This window comes from Streptomyces sp. NPDC038213 (assembly GCF_055600495.1).
This window is the reverse complement of record NZ_JBVJYM010000015.1, coordinates 85,305-106,541: the sequence shown is the minus strand read 5'-3', so window position 1 is coordinate 106,541 and position 21,237 is coordinate 85,305. Positions and strand designations below refer to the sequence as shown.

Annotated in this window: 21 protein-coding genes; 10 read left to right on the top strand and 11 right to left on the bottom strand. The window is 73.1% G+C overall.

Annotated elements, in window-relative coordinates:
- The first annotated feature begins 52 nt into the window (after positions 1-52).
- On the top strand, positions 53-2,173 hold the full coding sequence (locus ACZ7JZ_RS21460; protein WP_470941492.1) for an FG-GAP-like repeat-containing protein: 2,121 nt from the start codon (positions 53-55) through the stop codon (positions 2,171-2,173).
- Positions 2,174-2,412: 239 nt separating this feature from the next.
- Here the strand turns inward: ACZ7JZ_RS21460 and ACZ7JZ_RS21455 are convergent, their stop codons facing one another.
- The 4 genes from ACZ7JZ_RS21455 to ACZ7JZ_RS21440 all read right to left on the bottom strand — a co-directional run bounded on the left by ACZ7JZ_RS21455 (position 2,413) and on the right by ACZ7JZ_RS21440 (position 4,569).
- A complete protein-coding gene (locus ACZ7JZ_RS21455) occupies positions 2,413-2,949 on the bottom strand; it encodes a hypothetical protein (protein WP_470941490.1) in 537 nt (178 codons plus the stop codon).
- On the bottom strand, positions 2,936-3,847 hold the full coding sequence (locus ACZ7JZ_RS21450; protein WP_470941488.1) for a DUF6286 domain-containing protein: 912 nt from the start codon (positions 3,845-3,847) through the stop codon (positions 2,936-2,938). Before ACZ7JZ_RS21450 ends, ACZ7JZ_RS21455 begins: the two co-directional genes overlap by 14 nt.
- Positions 3,844-4,026, bottom strand: a complete 183-nt coding sequence (locus ACZ7JZ_RS21445; protein WP_470941486.1) for a hypothetical protein — start codon at positions 4,024-4,026, stop codon at positions 3,844-3,846. The genes ACZ7JZ_RS21450 and ACZ7JZ_RS21445 overlap by 4 nt, the downstream gene beginning before the upstream one ends.
- 63 nt (positions 4,027-4,089) lie before the next feature.
- Complete coding sequence (locus tag ACZ7JZ_RS21440) at positions 4,090-4,569, bottom strand: Asp23/Gls24 family envelope stress response protein (protein WP_470941484.1); 480 nt, start codon at positions 4,567-4,569, stop codon at positions 4,090-4,092.
- A 173-nt stretch (positions 4,570-4,742) separates the two neighbouring features.
- Here ACZ7JZ_RS21440 and ACZ7JZ_RS21435 point away from each other — a divergent pair, with 173 nt between their 5' ends.
- Genes ACZ7JZ_RS21435 through ACZ7JZ_RS21425 form a run of 3 tightly spaced genes read left to right on the top strand, consistent with a single transcriptional unit; the run spans position 4,743 to position 6,273 of the window.
- Positions 4,743-5,324, top strand: coding sequence for an RNA polymerase sigma factor (locus ACZ7JZ_RS21435; RefSeq protein ID WP_470941482.1), 582 nt, complete (start codon positions 4,743-4,745; stop codon positions 5,322-5,324).
- A complete protein-coding gene (locus ACZ7JZ_RS21430) occupies positions 5,315-5,947 on the top strand; it encodes an Asp23/Gls24 family envelope stress response protein (protein WP_470941480.1) in 633 nt (210 codons plus the stop codon). The genes ACZ7JZ_RS21435 and ACZ7JZ_RS21430 overlap by 10 nt, the downstream gene beginning before the upstream one ends.
- Positions 5,944-6,273 carry a hypothetical protein gene (locus ACZ7JZ_RS21425; RefSeq protein ID WP_470941478.1) on the top strand — a complete coding sequence of 110 codons (330 nt, stop codon included), beginning with the start codon at positions 5,944-5,946 and terminating at the stop codon, positions 6,271-6,273. The genes ACZ7JZ_RS21430 and ACZ7JZ_RS21425 overlap by 4 nt, the downstream gene beginning before the upstream one ends.
- Positions 6,274-6,321: 48 nt before the next feature.
- On the opposite strand, the gene ACZ7JZ_RS21420 is transcribed toward ACZ7JZ_RS21425, so the two are convergent.
- From ACZ7JZ_RS21420 to ACZ7JZ_RS21405, 4 genes are all read right to left on the bottom strand, one after another.
- Positions 6,322-6,885: a helix-turn-helix domain-containing protein gene (locus tag ACZ7JZ_RS21420; protein ID WP_470941476.1), complete on the bottom strand. Its 564-nt coding sequence runs from the start codon at positions 6,883-6,885 to the stop codon at positions 6,322-6,324.
- Between the two features lie 240 nt (positions 6,886-7,125).
- A complete protein-coding gene (locus ACZ7JZ_RS21415; RefSeq protein WP_470941474.1) occupies positions 7,126-8,160 on the bottom strand; it encodes an ABC transporter ATP-binding protein in 1,035 nt (344 codons plus the stop codon).
- The gene (locus ACZ7JZ_RS21410; protein ID WP_470941472.1) at positions 8,157-9,773 is read right to left on the bottom strand and encodes an ABC transporter permease; all 1,617 of its coding nucleotides are present in this window, start codon (positions 9,771-9,773) and stop codon (positions 8,157-8,159) included. Before ACZ7JZ_RS21410 ends, ACZ7JZ_RS21415 begins: the two co-directional genes overlap by 4 nt.
- Before the next feature lie 4 nt (positions 9,774-9,777).
- Positions 9,778-10,797: an iron ABC transporter substrate-binding protein gene (locus ACZ7JZ_RS21405; RefSeq protein ID WP_470941470.1), complete on the bottom strand. Its 1,020-nt coding sequence runs from the start codon at positions 10,795-10,797 to the stop codon at positions 9,778-9,780.
- Between the two features lie 206 nt (positions 10,798-11,003).
- Here ACZ7JZ_RS21405 and ACZ7JZ_RS21400 point away from each other — a divergent pair, with 206 nt between their 5' ends.
- The 6 genes from ACZ7JZ_RS21400 (at position 11,004) to ACZ7JZ_RS21375 (ending at position 18,458) form a co-directional block, all read left to right on the top strand.
- Entirely contained in the window at positions 11,004-13,631 is a 2,628-nt protein-coding gene (locus ACZ7JZ_RS21400; RefSeq protein WP_470941468.1) for a non-ribosomal peptide synthetase, read from the top strand.
- A 423-nt stretch (positions 13,632-14,054) separates the two neighbouring features.
- A complete protein-coding gene (locus ACZ7JZ_RS21395; RefSeq protein ID WP_470941466.1) occupies positions 14,055-14,600 on the top strand; it encodes a hypothetical protein in 546 nt (181 codons plus the stop codon).
- A gap of 287 nt (positions 14,601-14,887) precedes the next feature.
- Positions 14,888-15,898, top strand: coding sequence for a DUF1996 domain-containing protein (locus ACZ7JZ_RS21390; protein ID WP_470941464.1), 1,011 nt, complete (start codon positions 14,888-14,890; stop codon positions 15,896-15,898).
- 64 nt (positions 15,899-15,962) lie between these two features.
- Positions 15,963-16,604: a sigma-70 family RNA polymerase sigma factor gene (locus ACZ7JZ_RS21385; protein WP_470941462.1), complete on the top strand. Its 642-nt coding sequence runs from the start codon at positions 15,963-15,965 to the stop codon at positions 16,602-16,604.
- Positions 16,601-17,332 (top strand): anti-sigma factor, encoded by a 732-nt coding sequence (locus ACZ7JZ_RS21380; RefSeq protein WP_470941460.1) that lies wholly within the window; start codon positions 16,601-16,603, stop codon positions 17,330-17,332. The genes ACZ7JZ_RS21385 and ACZ7JZ_RS21380 overlap by 4 nt, the downstream gene beginning before the upstream one ends.
- Before the next feature lie 193 nt (positions 17,333-17,525).
- Positions 17,526-18,458, top strand: a complete 933-nt coding sequence (locus ACZ7JZ_RS21375; RefSeq protein ID WP_470941459.1) for an SCO0930 family lipoprotein — start codon at positions 17,526-17,528, stop codon at positions 18,456-18,458.
- On the opposite strand, the gene ACZ7JZ_RS21370 is transcribed toward ACZ7JZ_RS21375, so the two are convergent.
- The 3 genes from ACZ7JZ_RS21370 to ACZ7JZ_RS21360 form a co-directional block, all read right to left on the bottom strand.
- Positions 18,430-18,708, bottom strand: coding sequence for a hypothetical protein (locus tag ACZ7JZ_RS21370; protein WP_470941457.1), 279 nt, complete (start codon positions 18,706-18,708; stop codon positions 18,430-18,432). The genes ACZ7JZ_RS21375 and ACZ7JZ_RS21370 overlap by 29 nt on opposite strands.
- A 210-nt stretch (positions 18,709-18,918) precedes the next feature.
- Positions 18,919-20,067, bottom strand: coding sequence for a S1 family peptidase (locus ACZ7JZ_RS21365; protein WP_470941455.1), 1,149 nt, complete (start codon positions 20,065-20,067; stop codon positions 18,919-18,921).
- 254 nt (positions 20,068-20,321) lie between these two features.
- The gene (locus tag ACZ7JZ_RS21360) at positions 20,322-20,858 is read right to left on the bottom strand and encodes a CAP domain-containing protein (RefSeq protein ID WP_470941453.1); all 537 of its coding nucleotides are present in this window, start codon (positions 20,856-20,858) and stop codon (positions 20,322-20,324) included.
- Positions 20,859-21,237 lie beyond the last annotated feature (379 nt).

Sequence of the window (21,237 nt, the reverse complement as noted above, 5' to 3'; positions counted from 1 at the left end):
ACGGAGGGCAATGCTGGATGACATCCAAGATCCATATTCGGAAGGCGAGGCCATGCAGCACGTAGTTGAGCCGGGAGCACGCTCCGGGGAAGCGACCGGCGGACGGCAGCCTGAGGGGCTGCGCACGGGCCGGCGGGTGGCTGTCTGCGCCCTGCTCGTCGCGGCAGTCACCTGCGCCGCCGCACCGGTCCACGCGGCGGCCGCCCCAACGGGGGCCAACAGTGCTCCGGAGACTGCCACGTCCGCTGGGGAAGAGGCGACAGCGTCCAGCGGAGGGGTCATCGCCTGGGACTACGAGAAGGAAACCTTCCGTGAGGTACCTGAGGAGGCCACCTCCGGTGTCGCGTCCCTCGCCGTGTCCCGAGTCGGCGAGCTCTACCAACTGGCACTCAAGGAGGACGGCAGCGTCATCGCCTGGGGCGGTGAGGGAACGCCGGGCTGGGCCACCGTCCCTCCGGCGGCAGCCACCGGTGTCCTCGCCGTCTCCGCCGGATTCGGACACTCGCTCGTGCTGAAGAAGAGCGGCAGTGTCATTGCCTGGGGCAGCAACAAGTTTGGCCAGGCCACCGTCCCCCCGGCTGCAGCCACCGGCGTCGCCGCCGTCTCCGCCGGAAGCAACTACTCACTCGCGCTGAAGGACGGCGGCGTCGTGGCGTGGGGCTCTGAGCCCGCGCCGCTGCCGGCCGCAGCCACCACAGGTGTCACAGCGATCTCCGCCGGCTCGCGCCACGCCCTGGCGCTGAAGGACGACGGCAGCGTCATCGGCTGGGGCGACAACGAGGCGGGCGAGGCCGCCGTCCCTGCGTCGGCGGCCTCCGGAGTGGTCGCCATCGCCGCAGGTGTATCCACATCCGCAGCCCTCAAGGCCGACGGCAGCGTCATCGTATGGGGCAGCTTCTGGGGCCCCGAGACGGTCCTGGCTCCCGCCGGCTCCGGAGTTACCAGCATCGCCGCTGGTTACCACATCGCCGTGGGGAGGAGGGACGGCACCATGGGCTTCGCGTCGGCACCCGGAGGGTTCGAGGACCTGCCCCCAGCACTCGGCACGGGCGTAGCGGCCGCCGCTGTGGGCGACTCGACGCTGTTGGCAGTGCGGACCGTCCCGGCCCCCGAGGTCACCTCCCCCCGCCCCGACACCGTCGCGGGCACCCTGCGCCCCGCCATCACCGGCAAGGGCGTGCCCGGCGCCGGTATCACCGTCAGGGCGAAGGACAGCGGCGCAGTACTCACCCGCGGCACGGTCAAGGACGACGGCACCTGGTCCCTGACCCCCGACAAGGACCTGACCCCCGGCCGGGTCACCACCTCGGTCACCCAGACCCTCCACAAGGTCACCTCCGCCGCTGTGGAGCGGTCGTTCACCACCCTGGCCGCGCTGCCCGCGAAGGACCTGTCCGAGATCGTGCTCGCCGACTTCACCGGCGACGGCAAAGCCGACATCGTCGCCAAACCCAAGGCATCCGCGGGGCTCCACCTGTTCAAGGGGCGCGGCAACGGCACCTTCGAGCCCGGAACGAAGATCTTGGACACCACCACCTGGGCCTACACCCAGACCACCGCCGGCGACTTCGACGGCGACGGCGCGGCCGACCTCGTGGCCACCGACCCCTCGGGCACCCTCCACCTGTGGCGCGGCAAGGCCGACGGCACCTTCGGCGACCGGCGGAAGCTCACCGGCTGGACGGGCAAGGAACAGACCGCGGCCGGAGACGTCGACGGCGACGGCATCACCGACCTCGTGGCACTCGACACCAAGGACCACACCCTCAAACTCTGGAAGGGCACCAAGGCCGGCTCCGGAAACCCCTTCGCCCGCCCTCGGAACCTGACCACGTGGCAAGGATTCGAGCAGAGCAGCCTCGGCGACCTCGACGGCAAGGGCCTGGCCCACCTGATCGCGGCCCGCACCGACCCCAAGACCGGCAAGACCGGCCTGCGGCTGTGGAAGTCCAAGGGCAACGTGCCCGGCAACCCCTTCGAAAAGCCCCACCACCTCACCGAATGGGCAGACTTCACCCACACCACCCTCGGCGACATCGACGGCAACCACACCGCCGACCTCCTCGCCGTCGACAACCACAAGAACCAGCTCAAGATCTGGAAGTCCAACGGCCGCATCGACGGCAATCCCTTCGGCACACCGCAGAACGTGATGCTCTACCTGGCCTCCTGAACGCCCTTCGAGGTCGTTGCCCGCCGCTTCTTCGATAAGGGGGCCGGGTACGGACGGCGGACCAGTGCCCTGGAAGCACCGCCCGCAGAACGGGTCGGCCGCATTGGTCTTGCCCGAGCTGCCGGGGATGCATCCCGCGGGCAGACAGCAGAAGAGGACCCGCTCAAGGCGCCTACGGCCCCGGGCGGGTCCTCTTCCGGCCTTGGAGCCGCAGCAGCTCACCTGCACCTGTCAGTGGTTCACGGGGCCCGGTGCAGGCGGGTCCGGGGGCGTTCGACGCGCAGCCGGATCCGGGTTCGGAGCTTTCGGGGCCGGAGCAGGGGTGCCACCTGCCGGAGGACACCCTCTGACACCCCGGTCAGGATGTCGCCCGGGTGTGCCGTGCCGTCCACGGTGAGGGAGACGGCCAGGCACACCGTATTCCCGCGGCCCGTCAGGCGGCAGCGGGCTCGTACGACTCCCGGCACGGTGGTGCACCCGGTCTGGACGGCCCGTTGGACCGCTCGGCTGTCCAGGCGGCAGCCCGGCGGGGGAAGGTGCAGGAGGCGGGGAGCACGCCGCGTGATCTGTGTGGCGAGCAGGGCCAGCGAGGCCGCAAGACCCGTCCAGCCCGCGGCGAGGAGCAGGCGGTGGTCTGCCTGCCCGAGGCGTTCGAGGCCGGCTTGGACGGAGTGCTGCCCGCCCCACCGGGCCAGGGCCGCGCCTGCGGCGAGAAGGGCGAGTCCGCAGAGGGCGAGGACCAGCCGGTTGGCCACGGCCCGGCTACGCATCCGCATCCTCCGGCCCCTGCCTTCCGTACGCGGAGGTGTGCGGGTCGCGGGTGTGGTGGAGTACGACCCTCACCTTCGGATTCCGTCTCAGCGTCAGGGTCCCGACGGCTCGTCGGACGGCTGCGTCGGCTGCGTCGCGGAGGTCCTGCGGGTTCCCGGACGCTGCCTCGGCACGGACGGTGACCCGGCGGGGGGTGAAGCGGACGCTGCGGACCCGCAGCCCGGGCACGCCGGTGGCGGCCGCACGCACCAGGCGTGCGGCGTGTGTGCGGGTGGTCCAGGCCCGGAGGTGGGGAGGGCAGCCGAGTCCCAGTGCGCGGCGGTGCCCGGGGGTCAGTGCCAGGAGGACCAGCCATGCCCCGGCGGCGGCCAGGAACGCCGCCGGGGGTACGGGGGACCAGCGTGCGGACTGCCGGGTCCATTGCCCCGCCTGCTTCCACGGGGGCGCGGCGATGCCCGGGGCGTGCTGCTGCAGGACGGTCCACAGCAGCAGGACGGACAGCACGGCCACGGCGGAGCCCAGGCCTGTGGCGGCGGGGCGGCGCTCGGACCACCGCCTGCGACCCGGACCCGGCGCCGGCTCTTCGGCGTGCGGCTCGGGGTGGGGTGGGAAGGAGGTGAACCCGCGGATCCGGATGTGTGCGGGCGCGACCGCAAGCCCGGTCAGGTACCGGGTGCGTGCGGTCAGGCCGTCGCGCAGGTGGTCCATCTGAGCGGCGTTGCCGGGTACCGACAGGGGGAGGTCCACCTCCACCGTCATCTCGACTGCGGGTCCGCGCCTGGCGGCGGTGGTGCGCCGGACGAGGCCGCCGGCTGCCGCGGTGGCCTCGGCGCAGGCCTGCCGGGCGATCTTGGCGGTGACCCGGTCGGAGAGCGTGGTGGTGCCCCGCTCCGCCTCCCTCACCGGTGGCTGCGCTCGGCGATCAGGAGGTCGCGCAGGTCTCCGCCCCGCTCGAGGTAGCTGCCGGCGGCGTATCCGAGCCCGCCGAGCGCGGCGACGAGGACGAAGGCGCCGAAGCCTCCGAACCATCCGGCGAATCCCAGTGCCATTCCCGCCACGAGCCCGAGGGCGTGCTTGTCCATCACTGTCTTCCCTTCCTCACGGACGGCATTCCGTCTCCGTACGCAGACGCGGTGCGGGGTGGGTCAGGCCACGCGTGTTTCGCCGCCGTCGTCCCCGTCGTCGCCGGGGAGGTGGACGTCGGTGACGGCGATGTTCACCTCCACGACCTCCAGTCCGGTGATCCGCTCCACCGCGCTGATCACGTTCTCCCGCACGTCGCGTGCCACGTCCGGGACCGGGACCCCGTATTCCACGACCAGCTCGACATCGACGGCGGCCTGGCGTTCGCCGACCTCCACCTTCACTCCGCGCCCGATGTGGGGGCGCCCGCCGGGTACGCGGTCGCGGACCGCGCCCAGGGTCCGGGACAGGCCTCCGCCCATGTCGTGGACGCCGGGGATCTCCCGGGCCGCCCGCCCGGCGATCTTGACGACCACGGTGTCCGCGATCGACGTCCTGCCGCGCGTGCCCGCCGGTTCGCTCACCTCCGTACGCCCTGCCTGCGGCTGCGCCCCGTTCGCGGATACCCGGGGGGCCGGCGCCTTCTCCTGCGTTGCGGTCATCTGCTGCTCCCTGAACTGGTGTGTCTGCGGCTCGTACTCCTTTGACACCGCGAGCCCTCCATCCGTTACGGACCCCTTGTCCTGAACGGGTGAACGGCAGTGCGGATCAGGACCGGCGTAACGGAAGCCGGGCGGGCGGTGTCAAACACGGTGGAGGCTGGAAGGAGCCCGCGTTGAAAGCTCGGTGGGGCCCTGACGTACACGAGGAGACGGCCGAGGCCGATGACCGGCTGCTGGCCGTACGGGCCGCGGAAGGAGACGAGGAGGCGTTCGAGGTGCTGGTACACCGCCGCTCCCCGGCCATGCTTCAGCTGGCCGAACGCCTCATGGGCAACCGGACCGAAGCCGAGGACGCGGTCCAGGACGCCTTCGTCAGTGCCTGGCGCAGCCTTCCCGAGTACCGGGGAGAGGCCGGATTCGCCACCTGGCTGCACCGCATCGTCACCAACCGGTGCCTGAACCTGCTGCGGGCCCGCAGACCCGCCGCCGACCTCGACGCCGTCACCGAGCCCGCCGCACCCGAGCACCAGACCTCACCCGCCCGCGCCGCCGAATCACACGCCGCCGCACGCGACCTCGCCCAGGCCATGGGCTCGCTGTCCGCCGAGCAGCGGATCTGCTGGGTGCTGCGCGAGATCGAGGGCCAGCCGTACGAGGCGATCGCCGAGACGGTGGGGATCAGGCCCGAAGCGGTGCGCGCCCGCGTCTTCAGGGCCCGGCGCATGCTGACGGAGGCGATGGCCGCATGGCGATGAACCACCACCCCACCCCCGGACACCTCCCCGACGAGCCCTTCGACGGCGACGACTCCGAACTCCTGGCCTGCGGGCGGGACCTGGCGGCCGTGTGGGAACAGGCGGACTCGGCGCGGAGCGACCCGCACACCGCCACCTGCACCTACTGCCGACGGGCTGTAGCGGACCTGGAGCACCTGCGCGCGGCCCTCCCTTCGTCCTCCCCCGCGTCGGCCGACACCGACACGTCGGCGGTGGTGCGGCGGGTCATGGACGCGGTCCGGCTGGAACTGCGACCCGGACGCAGCCTGCCGCTCGGAGAGGCGGACGAGGACAGCTGGATCTACGAGTCCGTCGCCGCCCGCGTCCTGCGCACCGCCGCCGAACAGGTGCCCGGAGTGCTGGCCGGCAGCTGCCGCATCGCCCCGCCCGGCAGTCGCACCAGCCCCCTGCGGGGCCCCGTCGCCGTCAGCCTCGGCATCACCGTGGCCTTCGGACTCGACCTCCAGGCGACCACTCGGGCCGTGCGCGCGAGCCTCGGCGCAGCCGCCCGGGACCGACTCGGCATCGTCGTCTCGGACCTGCACGTCACCGTCACCGACCTGCACGGACCCCCCGCCCAGGCCCAGGAGGCCGGACCGTGAGAAACCAGCGGAGCACCGCCCTCACGCAGAGGGTCACCGAAGCCGTTCTCGCGGTTCCCGGCGTCGCCTGCCTGCGGCCCGGTCTGCGCAGCCTGCTGCAGACGGCGGCCTCGCAGCCGCCCGGTGCCCACGGGGCCGGCAGCCCGGGCTCGGCGGTACGCATCACGCTCGACGCCCGCGGCGCGGTCGCCGGACTGCAGGTAGACGTCGTCGTCCGCGCCCGCCCGCAAGCCGCCCGCACGGCAGCGGCCGTACGGGCGGCGGCCGCGCAGGCGGCGGCGGCCCCACCCGGCGCAGTCAGGGTCACCGTCACCGGAATCGTGTGAGCCACCGCTCGCACGCAGCCCGTCCCGGCCGTCCACCCGCCCCGCCGCCTAGAAGGGCGGCGCGCACATGAGGACCGCCCACAGCGCGAGCGACGCCAGGCAGGCCGCGGCGCCCAGCAGCCGAAGCCGCCGGGCGCAGTGCGGCGCGAGTGGGTCCGCGCCGCCTGCTCCCCCGCGCACCGCCCCGACCGCTGCGGGTGCCGTCGGACGCCCGGGCAGGGGTGCGGGGGTCAGCTGCGGGGCGGGGCTCACACCGGATCCGGCTGCCGGGGGCGCCGGACGCGGTCCGGCCGCCTCTGGAGACCGGCGTCCTGCGGCGAGCACCGCGGCGACGGTCAGGGGCACGGCGCCGTGCTCGGCCAGACCGCCCAGAAACCACCGGTACGCCTCCTTGCGGCCGCCTCTGGGCGCCGAGCGGCCGCGCTCCCAGGACCGGACCGTCGCCGGGGTCACTCCGAACGCCACGGCCACCTGCCGGGTCGTCAGGCCCCACTGCTCCCGCAGTCGGCGCCGCTCCCCCGGCTCGGGCAGCTCACGCCGCAGGCGCCGCGGAGCCGGGGGCGGAAGGAGGGCGGCCTGACGGGGGATCGCCTGCTGGTGCATTTTCGTCATATCGATACGACAATCCGTACGGACCGGATGTGACGCACGGTCGGGCACGTTCACCCGGACGCCCCGTCCCGGGGCCGAACCGACCGGCCGGGCGGCCCCGGGCCTTTCAGAGAAGACTTCAGCGGGCTCTGCGACCCGCACGGCGGTGACCGCGCGGCGGGTACTGCGGCGCGCCCGCGGTCAGGAGGCCTGCCGCCACGCGCCTGCGGCAGGCGCCGGCCCGTCTGGAACGCCTGCCGCTCACGGGTGGAGTGTCGCCTCGCCCTTGACGACGATGCCGGTGCGCTGGCCCGGGTGGACGGCGACGGGTGCGGGCAGCCGGATGCCGACCGGTGTCTCCAGCCCGTCGACGGAGACGGTGACCATGGCGTCGTGTCCGTAGAAGGTGACGTCGGTGACGGTGCCCTGGGCGGCAGTCGCGGCTTGCGTGAGCTGGAGTTGTTCGGGCCGGAGCAGGACGGTGCCCCGGGTGCGGCCGCCGGCGGGTGCCGCGAGGGGGAGGCGGCCGAGAGCGGTGGTGGCGGTGCCGTGCTCGGCGGTTGCAGGTACGAGTACGGCGTCGCCGACGAAGCGGGCCACCCACGGGTCGGCGGGGCGGAGGTAGACCTCCTGCGGTGTGTCGCACTGGGCCACGCGGCCGTCCCGTACGACGGCGACGAGGTCGGCGGTGGAGAGGGCCTCCTGCTGGTCGTGGGTGACCAGGACCGCGGTGGCGCCGGTGGCGCGCAGGGCGGCCCGTACGTCGGCCCGGACGCCTGCGCGCAGGGTGCTGTCGAGGGCGTTGAACGGTTCGTCGAGCAGGACCAGTGCGGGTTCCGGCGCGAGGGCCCGGGCGAGGGCGATGCGCTGCTGCTGTCCGCCGGACAGTTCGTGGGGCATGCGGTCGCCGTAGCCTGCGAGGCCGACGAGTTCGAGCATCTCCTCGGTGCGGTTGCGGCGTTCGGTTCTGTCGGGGCCGGTCAGCCCGTAGGCGACGTTGCGGGCGACGCTCAAGTGGGGGAACAGGGCGCCTTCCTGGGGGACGATGCCGATGCGGCGGCGCTCCGGGGGAAGGTGGAGGCCGGGACGGGCCAGGTGCCGTCCGCGGACGGTGATGGTGCCCGCATCGGCGTGCAGGAAGCCGGCGATGATGCGGAGCAGGGTGGTCTTGCCGCAGCCGGAGGGGCCGAGGAGGGCGGCGAGGGCGCCGGCGGGGACGGTGAGGTCCAGTCCGCGCAGGACGGGTGTGTCCGGGCCGTAGGACTTCGTCACTCCGGTGATCTGTACGTCGCTCATGTGCGGTGCCGTCCGAGGAGGTAGGAGGGGATGGCCGCCAAGAGGATCAGCGCTGCGGCGTAGGGGGCGGCGGCGGCGAACGACCCCGTCCCCGTCTCCGTCCAGAGGCGGGTGGCGAGGGTGTCCATTCCGGTGGGGCGCAGCAGGAGGGTGGCGGGGAGTTCCTTCATGCACACCACGAAGGTCAGGGCCGCTCCGGCGGCGACGCCGGGCGCGGCGAGCGGGACGGTGATCTCGCGCAGTACGCGCACGGGGCTGCGGCCGAGCGAGCGGGCGACGTCCTCGAGCACCGGCGGGGACTGCAGTACGGCGGCCCGGGTGGCGGCCACGGCTACGGGGAGGAAGAGCACCGTGTACGCGCAGACGAGCAGCGGGAGCTCCTGGTAGAGCGGTTCGGCGTAGCGGACGGCGAAGAAGACCAGGGACAGGGCGACGGTGATGCCGGGCAGCGCGTGGCCCGCGTAGGCGGACTGTTCCAGGAGGTGTGCCGTCCGGCCCCGGTGCCGGGCTGCGATCACGCCGACGGGCAGGGCCAGGAGGGTCGTGAGCGCGGCGCCCGCGGCGGCGGCGCCGAGGGTGGTGCCTGCGGTTTCGAGGAGGGCGGCGGGGTCCCAGGTCGCCGAGTTGCCCACGGCGAGCCAGTATCCGAGGGTGGCCAGCGGCATGAGGACGGCGGCGGCGGTGACCGTCGTGCACCAGGCCGCGGCGGGTATCCGCCATCGGCCGAGCGGTGCGGGGACTGCGGGGCGCGCCGTCCCGGTGCCGGTCCTGGCGTGTCGCGCGCGGCCGCGGGTGCGGGCCTCGGCGGCGACGAGCAGGATCGTCATCACGACCAGGACGATGCTGAGCGCGGCGGCCGGCGTCCGGTCGAAGCTGGCCCGGTAGGAGGTGTAGATGCCGCGGGTGAAGGTGTCGTACCGCATCAGGGAGACGGCTCCGAAGTCGGAGAACACGTACAGGGCGACGAGTACGGCTCCCCCTGCCGCGGCGGGGCGCACCTGGGGCAGTGTGACGTGCAGGAAGGTCCGCAGCGGACCGTGGCCGAGCGCGCGCGACACCTCCTCCTGTGCCGGATCGGCCCCGCGCAGCGCCGCCGTGACGGGCAGGTAGACGTACGGGAAGCTCACCAGGGTCAGTGCGAGTGCGGCCCCGGTGAAGCCGGCCAGTTGCGGGACGGCGGACAGCCAGGTGAAGGCGGCGACGTAGCTGGGTACGGCCAGGGGCAGGGTCGCGAGGACCGACCAGGCCCGGGCGCCGGGCAGCGCGGTCCGGACGGTGAGCCAGGCGAGCGATACGCCGAGCAGCAGGGAGGCCGATACGACGGCGGCGGCCAGGCCGAGGCTGCGGCCGAGGAGCTGGGCGGTGCGCTCGTCTGCGATGGCGTCCCAGGCGAAGGCGGGACCGCGCTCCAGGGAGCGGACCGCGAGGTAGCCCAGGGGCAGCAGGGCGAACACGGCGGCGACGGCCGCCGGCAGGAGGAGGACGGCGGGCGGGCGGTTGCCGGCGCGCAGCCGCCGCGGACGGTTGCCGGCGCGCAGCCGCCCGGCGGGCGCGGCGGCGCCGGCCGGGCGCACTGCGGGATCCGCCGGTGGGACGGGATCCGTGGAGTGCATCGGGTCAGACCATCCCGACTTCCTGGAGCATCTTCAGGGTCTCCTGGAGCGAGTCCAGCCTGCCGAGGTCGATCTTGGGTGCGTCGAGGGAGGCCAGCGGCGGAAGGCCCTCGACGGTGCTGGTGACACCGGAGGCCAGCGGGTACTCCTTGGTGTCCTCGGCGAAGTACTCCTGCGCCTTCTCCGAGAGCAGGAAGTCGACGGCCTTCTGCGCCGCGGGGGCCTGGTCGCTGCCCTTGACGACGCCGACTCCTGCGGCGTTCACGAGGGCGCCCGGGTCGCCGCCCGGCAGGAAGTGGATCTTCGCTCCGACCTCGTCCTCGCCCTTCTCGGCGACCTTCTCGTACCAGTAGTAGTGGTTGATCAGGCCGAGCGCCACCTCGCCCTTGCCGACGCCGTCGAGGACCTTGAGGTTGTTGTCGTAGACCTTCGGGTCGTTGGCCTTCAGGCCCTCGAGCCAGGTGCGGGTGGCCCCGTCGCCCTCCAGGACGCGCATGCCGGTCACGAAGGCCTGGAATGAGGCGTTGGTCGGGACGTAGCCGATCCTGCCCTTCCACTCCGGCTTGACCAGGTCGTGCACGGTGTCGGGGACCTGGGAGACCTGGGCGGGGTCGTACGCGAGGACGCGGGCGCGTCCGGAGGTGCCCACCCAGTCGCCCGCGCCGCCGCGGAACGCCGGGTCGACCTTGTCGAGCGAGGCCTGGGGCAGCTTCGCCAGCAGGCCCTTCTTGGAGAGGGCCCCGAGGGCTCCGGCGTCCTGGGAGAAGAACAGGCCCGCCTTGGTCTTGCCGCCCTCCTCCTGGATCTGGGCGGCGAGTTCGGCGCTCTCGCCGTAGCGCACGGCGACCGTGGTGCCCACGGCCTTCTCCAGCTCGTCCAGGATCGGCTCGACCAGCTTCTCGTTGCGGCCGGAGTAGATCACGAGCCCGGCGTCGTCCTCGTCGACACCGCAGCCGGCGGCAGCGGGGAGGAGGAGCGCCGACACGAGGAGCGCGGTCGAGCGTCGGACCAAGGGGCGTCGCATGGGAAGCCTTCCTGCACGTGCAGCGAGAACCTGAACGCCCCCATAACTAAGGTAAAGCTAACCTAAAGGCAAGTGTGATGCACGCAACGCTTCGATCTCACCGGGAGTTCGGCGGAGCCGACCCTACCCCGTGCATTCGCTGTGGATCTCCCCTATCCCAGCCGTGACTCTACTGTGACTATCCCCTCAGGTAAGCCTTTCCTAAGATGCGCTCCGTGACAGCCCTCCCCGCCCTGCTCCCCGGTGCCCGTACCGTTCCGTTCGCCGCCGCCCTCGCGGCCCACGGCGGCCGCACCGCGGTCATCACCGCCGACGGTCCGCTGGCCTACAGCGAGCTCGCCGCCCGGGTAGCGGCGACAGCCCGTCGCCTGGGGCGCGAGCGCCGTCTGGTCCTGGTGGCCGGCGCCAACACCGTGGACGCGCTCGTCGTCCATCTCGCGGCCCTCGCGGCCGGGCACCCGGTCCTGCTGGTGCCGGGAGACCACCCGGATGCCCTCCAGTCGCTCGTCGACGCGTACGACCCCGACGTCGTGGCACGCCCCGACGGCGGACAGTGGGTGCTCGACGAGCGGCGCCCCGTCTCGGCGCACGACCTGCACCCCGACCTCGCCCTGCTGCTGAGCACTTCCGGATCGACCGGTTCACCGAAGCTCGTACGTTTGTCGCACGAAAACCTGCAATCCAACGCCGAGTCCATTGCCGACTACCTGGAAATCCGCGATACCGACCGCGCGGCCACGACACTGCCGATGCACTACTGCTACGGCCTCTCCGTCATTCACAGCCATCTCCTCCGCGGCGCCTCGCTGGTCCTCACCGACCTCTCGGTGGCGGACAGGTGCTTCTGGGAGCTGTTCCGAAGCGCCCGGGGAACGACCTTCGCCGGCGTCCCGTACACGTTCGACCTGCTCGACCGCGTCGGCTTCGCCTCCATGGACCTCCCCCACCTGCGCTACGTCACCCAGGCCGGCGGCCGGCTCGCCCCCGACCGCGTCCGGCAGTACGCGGCGCTCGGCCGGACCGCCGGGTGGAAGTTCTTCGCGATGTACGGCCAGACCGAGGCGACCGCCCGCATGGCCTACCTGCCGCCCGACCGGGCGGAAACCCACCCCGAGGCGGCCGGAGTCCCGATACCCGGCGGTTCCTTCCGGCTCCAGCCCCTGCCCGACTGGCCCGGGGAGGACACCGGCGAGCTCCTCTACACGGGACCGAACGTCATGCTCGGCTACGCCCGCACCCCCGGCGACCTCGCCCTGGGCCGGACCGTGGCGGAGCTGCACACCGGCGACATCGCACGGCGCACCGCCGAGGGCATGTACGAGATCGTCGGCCGGCGCAGCCGGTTCGTGAAGATCCTCGGCCTGCGCATCGACCCCGCCCGGGTCGAGGCGGTGCTCGCCCGGCACGGGATCCCCGCACTCTGCACCGGCGACGACGGCGCACTGTCCGTGGCCGCCGTCGCCGCCGACACCCACGCAGCCGATGCGCGGAGCATCCGGAACCTGGTGGCGGGCGAGTGCGGCCTGCCGCCCCGCGCGGTCAGGGTCCAGGTCGTCGCGGACCTCCCCCGCCTGGACACCGGCAAACCCGACTACCCGGCCGTGCGCGAACTGACCCGCCCCGCCGACTCCGACCCCTCCGCGGCCCGGCACCCGGGCAACCGCCCCGGCCAGGGCCCGGGCGACCGCCCCGACGACCTGTGCCAGCTCTTCGCGCGCATCCTCGACCGCACCGACGTGACGCCGGACAGCACCTTCGTCGGCCTCGGCGGCGACTCCCTCTCGTACGTCGAGATGTCCCTCCAGCTCGAAGAACGGCTCGGGCACCTCCCCGCCGACTGGCACACCACACCGATCCGGGAACTCAGGCCGCGGGAGGCGAAGACTCCCGCGCACACGCGGCGGGCCCTGGAGACCAGCGTCGCCCTGCGCGCCATGGCGATCTTCTGCATCGTCGGATCGCACATCCACGTCTTCGGCATCAAAGGCGGAGCACACCTGCTCCTCGCCATGGCCGGCTACAACTTCGCCCGCTTCCACCTGACCACCGCCGCACGCGGCGAACGCATCCGGCGCGCCGCCCTCAGCATCGTGCGGGTCGCGGTCCCCTCGATGGTCTGGATCGGCTTCGTCCTCCTGCTCAACGACGACTACACCCTGGCCAACCTCGCCCTCCTCGACAGCGTCCTCGGGCCCGAGGACAGCAAGACGGGCATGCACTTCTGGTTCATCGAGGCACTGGTCTACATCCTCATCGCCGCCGTGGCCCTCCTGGCCCTCCCCCTCGCCGACCGCGCAGAGCGCAGGTTCCCCTACGCCCTGCCCCTGACGCTCGCCGCCCTCGGCCTGCTCACCCGCTACGACCTGCTCGGCCTCCCCGACCCCGCCCGGATGCCCGACGCAGTCACCGTCTTCTGGCTGTTCGCCCTCGGCTGGGCCGCCGCGAAGGCCCGGACCACGACGCAGCGGGCGGTGGTCACCGCCGCCGCCGTGGCCACGGTGCCGGGCTTCTTCCCCGGCGACCCCGGGCGGGAGGCGATCGTCATCGCGGCGTTCGCCCTGCTCGTCTGGGTGCCGTCCCTCCCCAGCCGCGAGCGCGTCAACCAGCTGGCCGGCCTCCTGGCCACCAGCTCGCTGTACATCTACCTGACCCACTGGCAGGTCTTCCCCCTGATCGACGGCTTCTCCCGCCACCTGGCCTTCCTGGCCTCACTGGCCTTCGGCATCGCCTACGGCCTCGCAGCGGCCCGCCTGATGCGCGCGCTGCCCGCGCTGCTCCCGCCGGGCGCGCTGGCAGGACGCACCCGTACAGGGCTGACGACTCGGCTCCGCTGACCGCGTGGCACGGCTGCGGCGCCCTTGCGGGTACGGGGTGCGCACAGCCGACCGGAACACGGAACGCGTCGGCTCGGGGACCGGTCCGGCCGGCGTCGGCGAGCCGCACGGCCCGGTCGATCCCCGGCAGGGAACGGCCGTTGCGCAGGTTGGCGACGTACTGCGCGCTGGCATGCAGCTACCGGGGCCGGAATTCGCCGAACGGGTCGCAGGTCGAATCCCGACCCCGGTAGACGCTGCGGGCGCTGGGCGGAGCCACTGGGCACGGAGGGCGCCGCGGTGACCCTCGGCACCCGGCGTTCCGGGTCAGTCCGGCGCCCGTGTCCAAGGGTGCCGGGAGGCCCCCGACTCCGGTGCGTGTGCACGGGTTTGGCACCATGATCCAGTCCTGAACACGCAGGACGTCGATTCTTGGGGGACCCGATGTCGCGCATGCACCTGCTCGCCGCGCCCGTACTGGCCGCCGGCCTGGCGCTCACCGCCGCGCCGAGCGCGAGCGCCGCCACCGCCACCATCAGCAAGGCCGAGTACGACCTGATCAAGATCGGCACCACCGCGTCCACGATGCACAGCATCGCCGACCCCGGTGCCTGCAAGCTCAAGGACCGCGACGACTCCGGCGGCGTCGCCTACCGGCACTACGAGTGCAAGGGCGACAAGCGCCACAGCAACGCCACGTTCGACTTCGTGAACGGCAAGCTGGAGAGCAAGGGCCAGGTGTTCCTGGACGGCCTGAAGTCCAACGGCAAGATGACCAAGGCCAAGTACGGCAAGATCAAGAAGGGTATGACGGCCAAGCAGATGCACGAGATCGCCGGCAAGGGCACCTGCGTGCGCGTCGCCCAGTTCCAGACCCGTACCGACAGCATGGCGATCTACGACTGCGAGCAGGCCCGCACCTTCGGTGTCGCCAGCTTCTTCTTCGAGAACGGCAAGATCACCACGCGCAGCCAGGCCGGCCTGCGCTGACGCGACACGAAGTGAGATGACCTGAGGGGGTGGCGGTGCCGTGGCGCCACCACCCCCTCACCCCTCCTGGTGTGCCGGAGCACCGCCCGTCGCAGGTACCCGCCGAGCCTTCCGGAGTCGCACCGGACCGGTGCCGATCCGCCCGGCCAGGGCTGCTCCACGGACTTCGCCCTCAGCACCCTCCCCGTGCGCAACCGCGACGGCTGCGCCGTCTGGAACGCCCCCTCCCCCGGCCGGCATCCGGACGCGGTTGACGCAGGCGGCCCCCGGGGGCGACCGTGACCGGCATGGGGAGAAGACGACACCGGCTGTTCGTACCGCTACCGCTCATCTGCCTGCTCGCCGCCGTCGCCGGCGGCGGCGTGCTGGCCGCGGCCGTCGCGGGTACGGGCGGGCCCGGAGGCCCGCACGCGGCAGGTGCCGCCGGACCCGCACCCTCCGACTTCGTCGACATCCGCGACGTACCGCCCACCGCCCCGGCGCCGCCCGTCGGAACGGACGCCTCCACCGGGTCGGTCCGGATGCACTGCGGGCGTACCGAGGGCGGGCACTACAACCAGGACAACCTGGTGGTCTCGCCGGGCCTGCGCGGCGGGGCCCACCACACGCACGCCTACGTCGGCAACACCTCCACCGACGCCCTCTCCACGGACCGCACCCTGGCCGCCGCGCAGACCACCTGCCGCGGCGGCGACCGGTCCGCCTACTACTGGCCCGTGCTGCGCCGCACCGACCGGCCCGCCCGGCTGCCGTACGAGACGGCCGCCGGACACGGCAACGCGGGCGAGATCCTCGTACCGGCCGAGGTCCGCATCGAGTTCCACGGCAGCCCGGTCGGGCGGGTCGTCCCCATGCCGCGCTTCCTGCGCGCCCTGACCGGCGACGCGGTCGCGTACACCGCCCGTACCGACGCGGAGGTCCGGGCGCGGTGGGGCTGCGCGAGCCTGCCCGGCCGCTCCACCACCCGCTACCCGCGCTGCCCCTCCGCCACCGACCGAACCACCCGCACCCTGGTCTTCCCCAGCTGCTGGAACGGCCTGGACACCGACCACCCCGAGCGCACCCACCTGCGGTTCCCCGCGGCGAACGGCGTCTGCCCGCCGGACACCTTCGCCGTACCCGAGCTGCGCATCACGCTCTCGTACGCGCTGCCCTCCGCCCGCACCCCGATCGCGCTCGACTCCTTCCCCGAGCAGCGGCACAGCCCCCGGACCGACCACGCCATGTTCGTCAACGTGATGACGGACCGCCAGATGGCCGCCGTAGTGGACTGCATAAATTCGGGCCGCCGCTGTTGAACCGGGCGCTCCGTCCGTGCGTGTTGAGCACGAGCACGTACGCGCTAGGACGGAGCTGGTGACATTGGCCGGACGACCATGGCCCCGCAGCAGGCGGGGCTCCACCGACGAGGCACTGATCAGGACGGTGTACGAGGAGCACGGCGGGGCCCTGCTCGCCTACGCGACCCGGCTCACCGGGGACCGCGCCGCCGCCGAGGACGTCGTACAGGAGACCCTCATCCGGGCCTGGCGGCACGCCGACGCCCTGGTCAACGGCAAGGGCTCGGTGCGCGGCTGGCTGCTGACGGTGGCCCGCAACATCGTCACCGACCGGTACCGCGCCAAGGCCGCCCGGCCGACCGAGATCGCCGGGTCCCCGGCGACCCCGCCCACCGAGGACGACCACGCCGACGCGGTCGTCGACACGATGACCGTGCTGGGCGCCCTCGACCGGCTCTCGCCGGAACACCGGGACGTCCTCACCGAGCTCTACTACCGGGAGCGCAGCGTCGCGGAGGCCGCCCGCACGCTCGGGATTCCCGAGGGCACGGTCAAGTCCCGTTCCCACTACGCCCTCAAGGCCTTGCGCGGGGAAGTCGCAGACCCCCCTGCGGAGCGGGCCGACGCAGCAGGTTCAGGCTCCGCGCATCCGGGCGGCGCCGCAGGAAACGACCGGCCGGGCGCGCCGCGCCCGCCCGCCGGCTTCGAGGAGGTGGTCGCATGAACCGGCAGCAGCACGAGGAGGAGGTGCTGATCGGCCCGTACGTGCTCGGTGTGCTCGACGCGGCGGAGGGCCGGTACGTCGAGGAGCACGTCGGCGGCTGCGAGGGCTGCCGCGAGGAGGTGGCCGCCCTGCGCGCGATGGAGGCGGCACTCGGCGAGGTGCCGCCGGAGGCCTTCGTGGACGGTCCGCCGCAGGGCGGTGACCTGCTGCTCCAGCGGACGCTGCGGCAGGTGCGCAGCGAGCGGGCCGGAGCCGTGCGCCGGCGCCGGGCACTCGTCGGCCTGGCTGCGGCCGCGGCGCTCGCCGGGGTGTTCTGGGCGGGTACGGCGGTTCCGGGCGGTGGTTCCCCCGTCGCCCTGCCCGCCCCGACACCGCCGCCCGCCACGGCGCCCCCGCTCCCGCCGCCCGGCACCCGGGTCGCCTCGGCGACCGACCCCGCGAGCGGCGCCCGGATGACGGTCCGGGTCACGCCCGCCAAGCGCTGGGTACGGGTCCACGCGGCGGTGGCGGGACTGCCCGCCGGGGAGCGGTGCACGCTGGTCGTCCTCGGCAGGGACGGCAGCCGGACCACGGCGGGCAGCTGGGTGGTGGGCTCCGCGGGGGCCGGAGGCGAGGGCAAGGGCGTCTCGCTCGACGGCTCGGCGGCGGTCGACCCGGCCGAGGTGCGCGCGGTGGTGGTCGAGAACGAGGCGGGCAAGCGTTTCGTCACGGTGCCGATGCCCGCGTAGGACGCGGGCGGCGGAGGCCGGCAGGGGGCGGCGGGGACCAGGCGTCCCCGCCGCCCTCCGCCGTTCCGTCCCTGCTCAGCCGCCCCGCGAACTCCTGCGAAAAAACTTCAGGATTCCGTTGAACCCGTCCCCGACGGGCCGCGTGTTTCCCGTGCAGACAGATTCCACGAAGCATCTGATCACGGGAGAAACCATGAGGAACCTGCGGAAGTTCGGCGTCATCGCAGCAGCCGGTACCGCGCTGGTCCTGGGAGCCACGGCCTGCGGTCCGCAGGAGAGCGGTGCGGGCTCCGCCGCGCAGGCGCCGGCCGGCGCGGCCTCTCCGGCGGGGGCCGGCGGCTCCGGCTACGGGGGCGGCAAGGCGGCCCCGGCAGGAGGGACGACCGCTTCCGGCTCCCTCGCCGTCCGCAACGACGCGAAGCTCGGGCCCGTGGTCACCGACGCGGAGGGCTTCACCCTCTACCGCTTCGACAACGACACCGCGAAGCCCTCCTCCTCCACGTGCGCGGGCGACTGCGCCAAGGCCTGGCCGCCGGTTCCGGCGGACAGCACCCAGGACGGCGCGGTGGAGGCCTCCCGTACCGGATCCGTCGAGCGGGCCGACGGACTGCGGCAGCTGACGATCGCGGGCTGGCCGGTCTACCGCTTCGCCAAGGACACGGCGCCGGGCCAGACGAACGGGCAGGGGGTCGGCGGCACCTGGTTTGCCGTCACCCCTGAGGGCGGGAAGGCTGGATCGGCGGCCGGGGCCGGCAAGCCGGGAGGCGAGGCGCTCCCCGCCCTGTCGCTCGCGGACGACCCCGCCCTGGGCAAGATCATCCGTGATGGCAAGGGCAGGACCCTGTACCGCTTCACCAAGGACACCGCCTGGCCCATGAAGTCCAACTGCGTGGGCGCCTGCCTGGAGAAGTGGCGCCCCGCCAAGCCGGTCGACGTGAACGGCGTCGAGGGCATCGACCCGAAGAAGCTCATCGTCTACACCCGGCCCGACGGCACCAAGCAGCTGACGGTCGACTGCTGGCCCCTGTACTGGTTCACCGGGGACAAGACCCCCGGCGACACCAGCGGCCAGGGCGTGGGCGGCACCTGGTTCGCCGTCACCGCCGAGGGCAAGCTCGCCAAGTAGGTCCCCCGCCCGCCGGGCTGCGGGGGCGGGGGCCGGCAGTTGACGCTGCACCCTGGGCGAGCTTGTCGCGGAGCAGTCGGCTGCGGTCGAGTTCGGCGGCGAGTGCGGCCGTGAGGAGTCCGGCGTCGGCGGCCCGCTCGGTGAGGACGTGTTCCAGGGCGAACAGGGAGTGCGTGACGGCGACGGTGGCGAACTCGTACCGGTAGGAGGAGTGCCGGATGAGCTCGCGCGAGGTCTCCATCGCGCTCATGAGGCACATCGACGCTCCATCGGGCTGATGTACGGCTGAGTCGCTGCGTGCGCTCGCCGGGGCCGGTGGATGGCCCTGCCGGCGTCCCCGTGCCGCCGGCAGGGATGGTCGGCGTGTGGCGGCACGGGGACGGGGCGGTACGGGCTTCGGCGGGCGCTCCCGCGGCGCGGGAACGCTATGTGGTGGGGCCCGCCGGTCCGGCGGGCCGGCTCAGGCCGTGTGGAGCCTCAGGCCGTAGCGGTTGAGGATCTCGTTGACGGGCTGGAACCAGGTCTGGCCGCCCGAGGAGCAGTTGCCCCAGCCGCCGGAGGTGACGCCCTGGGCCTGGTCGCCGCTGATGAACGCGCCGCCGGAGTCGCCGCCCTCCGCGCACACGCTGGTCTTCGTCATCTGGTGCACGGCCCCCTGGCTGTAGTTGACCGTCTCGTTCTTGGCAAGGACGGTGCCGCAGTGCCACTTCGTGGTGGACCCGGAGCGGCAGACCGACGTGCCCACCGGGGCCTCCGCGGAGCCGCGGACCAGCCGGTCCGGGATGACGCCCCAGCCCAGGACGACCGGCACCGTCCACCAGCCGCTGTGGATGCCCACGTAGGCGTAGTCGTCCCCGGGGAAGGAGGAGCCCTGGAAGGTCCCCATGGCGGAGCCGTCCCAGCCGCGCACCGAGGCCCCGGCCCTGCCGCAGTGGCCGGCGGTGACGAAGCCGCCGTGCACGGAGAAGCCGATGGAGCAGCGGACGTTCCCGGTGTAGTACGGGTCGCCGCCGACCGTTCCGGCGGCGTAGGTGCGGGGCGCGGCGGGGGTCTCGGCCGTGGTCAGCGGGGCGGTGCGGCGCGCCTCGTCGAGGAAGGCGCGGACGGCGGGGGTGTGGCGTTCGGCGCGTACGACGGTCACGACGATGCCGTTCGTACGGGGGTCGACGTGCCAGCCCGCGATCCCCGCGGGGGCGGGGCGCCCGTCCAGCCGGGCCTTCATCCGGTCCAGTGCGGCGGAGGTGTGCCGGACGAGCCTGGTGTCGGCGCCGAGGGCGCGTACGTCCGCCCCGGCGACGGGGTCGGTGACGGCGACAACGAGCCGCCCCGTCGCGGGCTCGAACCACGAGCCGCCGTATGCGGCGCCGGCGGCGCGGCGGGCGCTCGTCTCCAGGGCGGTGGCGGCCTTCTCGGCGCGCAGCCGGGCGGCCGCCTGGTCGGCGGTCAGCCCGAGGTCGCGGCGCAGGGCGTCGAGCAGGCCCCCGGACACGGCGGGGGTGGAGGGGCGGGGCTCCGGTAACGGGGCGGCGTTGGCGACGCCGACCGAGCCGAGTCCGAGGACGAGCAGCAGGGCTGCGGCGGCGGAGCGGAGGGGCATGGTGCGTTTCACGAGACCTCCTGTGGTGGGGCACAGAAGCGCTGAGAGCGCTCTCATGCCGCGTCACGCTAGCCCGATCGGCTTGACAGGTCCATACCACATATCGGCCGATGGCGGCTTTGCATGCCCAGTCGGCCGCGACGCCGCCCCGCCGCTCCGGCGCCCGGCACGGCCCCGACGGGCCGCCGCGCCTGCGCATGCCGCGGCCGTACGGCGGGCCGGCCGCGGGCCGGGGCTCCTGCCCGGGCCCGGCGGCCGACCGCGGGTCAGCGGCGCGTGGCGAAGACCTGGGTCCAGTAGTGGCCCGGCTGGGCGCGGGAGACGCCGATCTCCTTGAACGCGCAGTTCAGGATGTTGCGCTTGTGGCCGGGGCTGTTCATCCAGCCGGCCATGACCTTGGAGGCGCTCGTGTAGCCGTAGGCGACGTTCTCGCCGTACGTGCGCCACTGGTAGCCGGCGCGGGTGATGCGCTCGCCCGGGTTGGAGCCGTCCGATCCCGTGTGGGACATGCGGCGGTGGGCGGCCATGTCCTTGCTGTGGTGCGCGGCGGCCTTCACCAGCTTCTTGTTGATCTTGAGGGGCTTGCAGCCGACCTTGGCCCGCTGCTTGTTGGCCAGGGCCACGACGCGCTCGGCCGCGGTGGGGGCCGGGGCGGCCGCGGGGGCGGCGGCCTCAGCTGCCGGTGCGGCGCCGGCCTCTTCGGCACCGAGTCCCGCCAGGGACACGGGTATTCCTATGACGCCGAGGGTGACGGCGGCGACGGCCGTCTTCTTGAAGTGGTTCTTCTTGGCGTGCTGCTGCATACATGACCTTCTTCGGTGTTCTCGAAGCATCGGGACCCCGGCGGCTGCCGGGGTCCCGACGGGCCGTCATTGTTAGGAGTGGCGGAACGGGCTGACAAGTCCCGGCACTTGCCCGGCCGGGCAGGGCCCCGACCTCGACTTGAAATGAACGCGCCGACGTGCGTGGCCGCAGCAGACCGGGCGATGTGGAATCTGTGACGCTCCGTCAAAAACGTTCGTCAGCTGGAAGTTCGACGGAGTCGTCTCATGATTCGAGACGGACATTTCGACGGGTGCGGGGAATGTCCGCTCTCGGTGTGCATGTACCGACATAGCCAGGTCACACGAGCGGTCGTAATGCTTCCGTAATCACATCGGCGCGGGTGATCCATGTCACCGC

What these genes read in the sequence shown, in the direction of transcription:
- ACZ7JZ_RS21460 (WP_470941492.1), top strand. Translation starts at nt 53, where the DNA reads ATGCAGCACGTAGTTGAGCCGGGAGCACGCTCCGGGGAAGCGACCGGC.
- ACZ7JZ_RS21455 (WP_470941490.1), bottom strand. Translation starts at nt 2,949, where the DNA reads ATGCGGATGCGTAGCCGGGCCGTGGCCAACCGGCTGGTCCTCGCCCTC.
- ACZ7JZ_RS21445 (WP_470941486.1), bottom strand. Translation starts at nt 4,026, where the DNA reads ATGGACAAGCACGCCCTCGGGCTCGTGGCGGGAATGGCACTGGGATTC.
- ACZ7JZ_RS21440 (WP_470941484.1), bottom strand. Translation starts at nt 4,569, where the DNA reads ATGACCGCAACGCAGGAGAAGGCGCCGGCCCCCCGGGTATCCGCGAAC.
- ACZ7JZ_RS21430 (WP_470941480.1), top strand. Translation starts at nt 5,315, where the DNA reads ATGGCGATGAACCACCACCCCACCCCCGGACACCTCCCCGACGAGCCC.
- ACZ7JZ_RS21420 (WP_470941476.1), bottom strand. Translation starts at nt 6,885, where the DNA reads ATGACGAAAATGCACCAGCAGGCGATCCCCCGTCAGGCCGCCCTCCTT.
- ACZ7JZ_RS21415 (WP_470941474.1), bottom strand. Translation starts at nt 8,160, where the DNA reads ATGAGCGACGTACAGATCACCGGAGTGACGAAGTCCTACGGCCCGGAC.
- ACZ7JZ_RS21410 (WP_470941472.1), bottom strand. Translation starts at nt 9,773, where the DNA reads ATGCACTCCACGGATCCCGTCCCACCGGCGGATCCCGCAGTGCGCCCG.
- ACZ7JZ_RS21405 (WP_470941470.1), bottom strand. Translation starts at nt 10,797, where the DNA reads ATGCGACGCCCCTTGGTCCGACGCTCGACCGCGCTCCTCGTGTCGGCG.
- ACZ7JZ_RS21400 (WP_470941468.1), top strand. Translation starts at nt 11,004, where the DNA reads ATGCGCTCCGTGACAGCCCTCCCCGCCCTGCTCCCCGGTGCCCGTACC.
- ACZ7JZ_RS21395 (WP_470941466.1), top strand. Translation starts at nt 14,055, where the DNA reads ATGTCGCGCATGCACCTGCTCGCCGCGCCCGTACTGGCCGCCGGCCTG.
- ACZ7JZ_RS21390 (WP_470941464.1), top strand. Translation starts at nt 14,888, where the DNA reads ATGGGGAGAAGACGACACCGGCTGTTCGTACCGCTACCGCTCATCTGC.
- ACZ7JZ_RS21380 (WP_470941460.1), top strand. Translation starts at nt 16,601, where the DNA reads ATGAACCGGCAGCAGCACGAGGAGGAGGTGCTGATCGGCCCGTACGTG.
- ACZ7JZ_RS21375 (WP_470941459.1), top strand. Translation starts at nt 17,526, where the DNA reads ATGAGGAACCTGCGGAAGTTCGGCGTCATCGCAGCAGCCGGTACCGCG.
- ACZ7JZ_RS21370 (WP_470941457.1), bottom strand. Translation starts at nt 18,708, where the DNA reads ATGAGCGCGATGGAGACCTCGCGCGAGCTCATCCGGCACTCCTCCTAC.
- ACZ7JZ_RS21360 (WP_470941453.1), bottom strand. Translation starts at nt 20,858, where the DNA reads ATGCAGCAGCACGCCAAGAAGAACCACTTCAAGAAGACGGCCGTCGCC.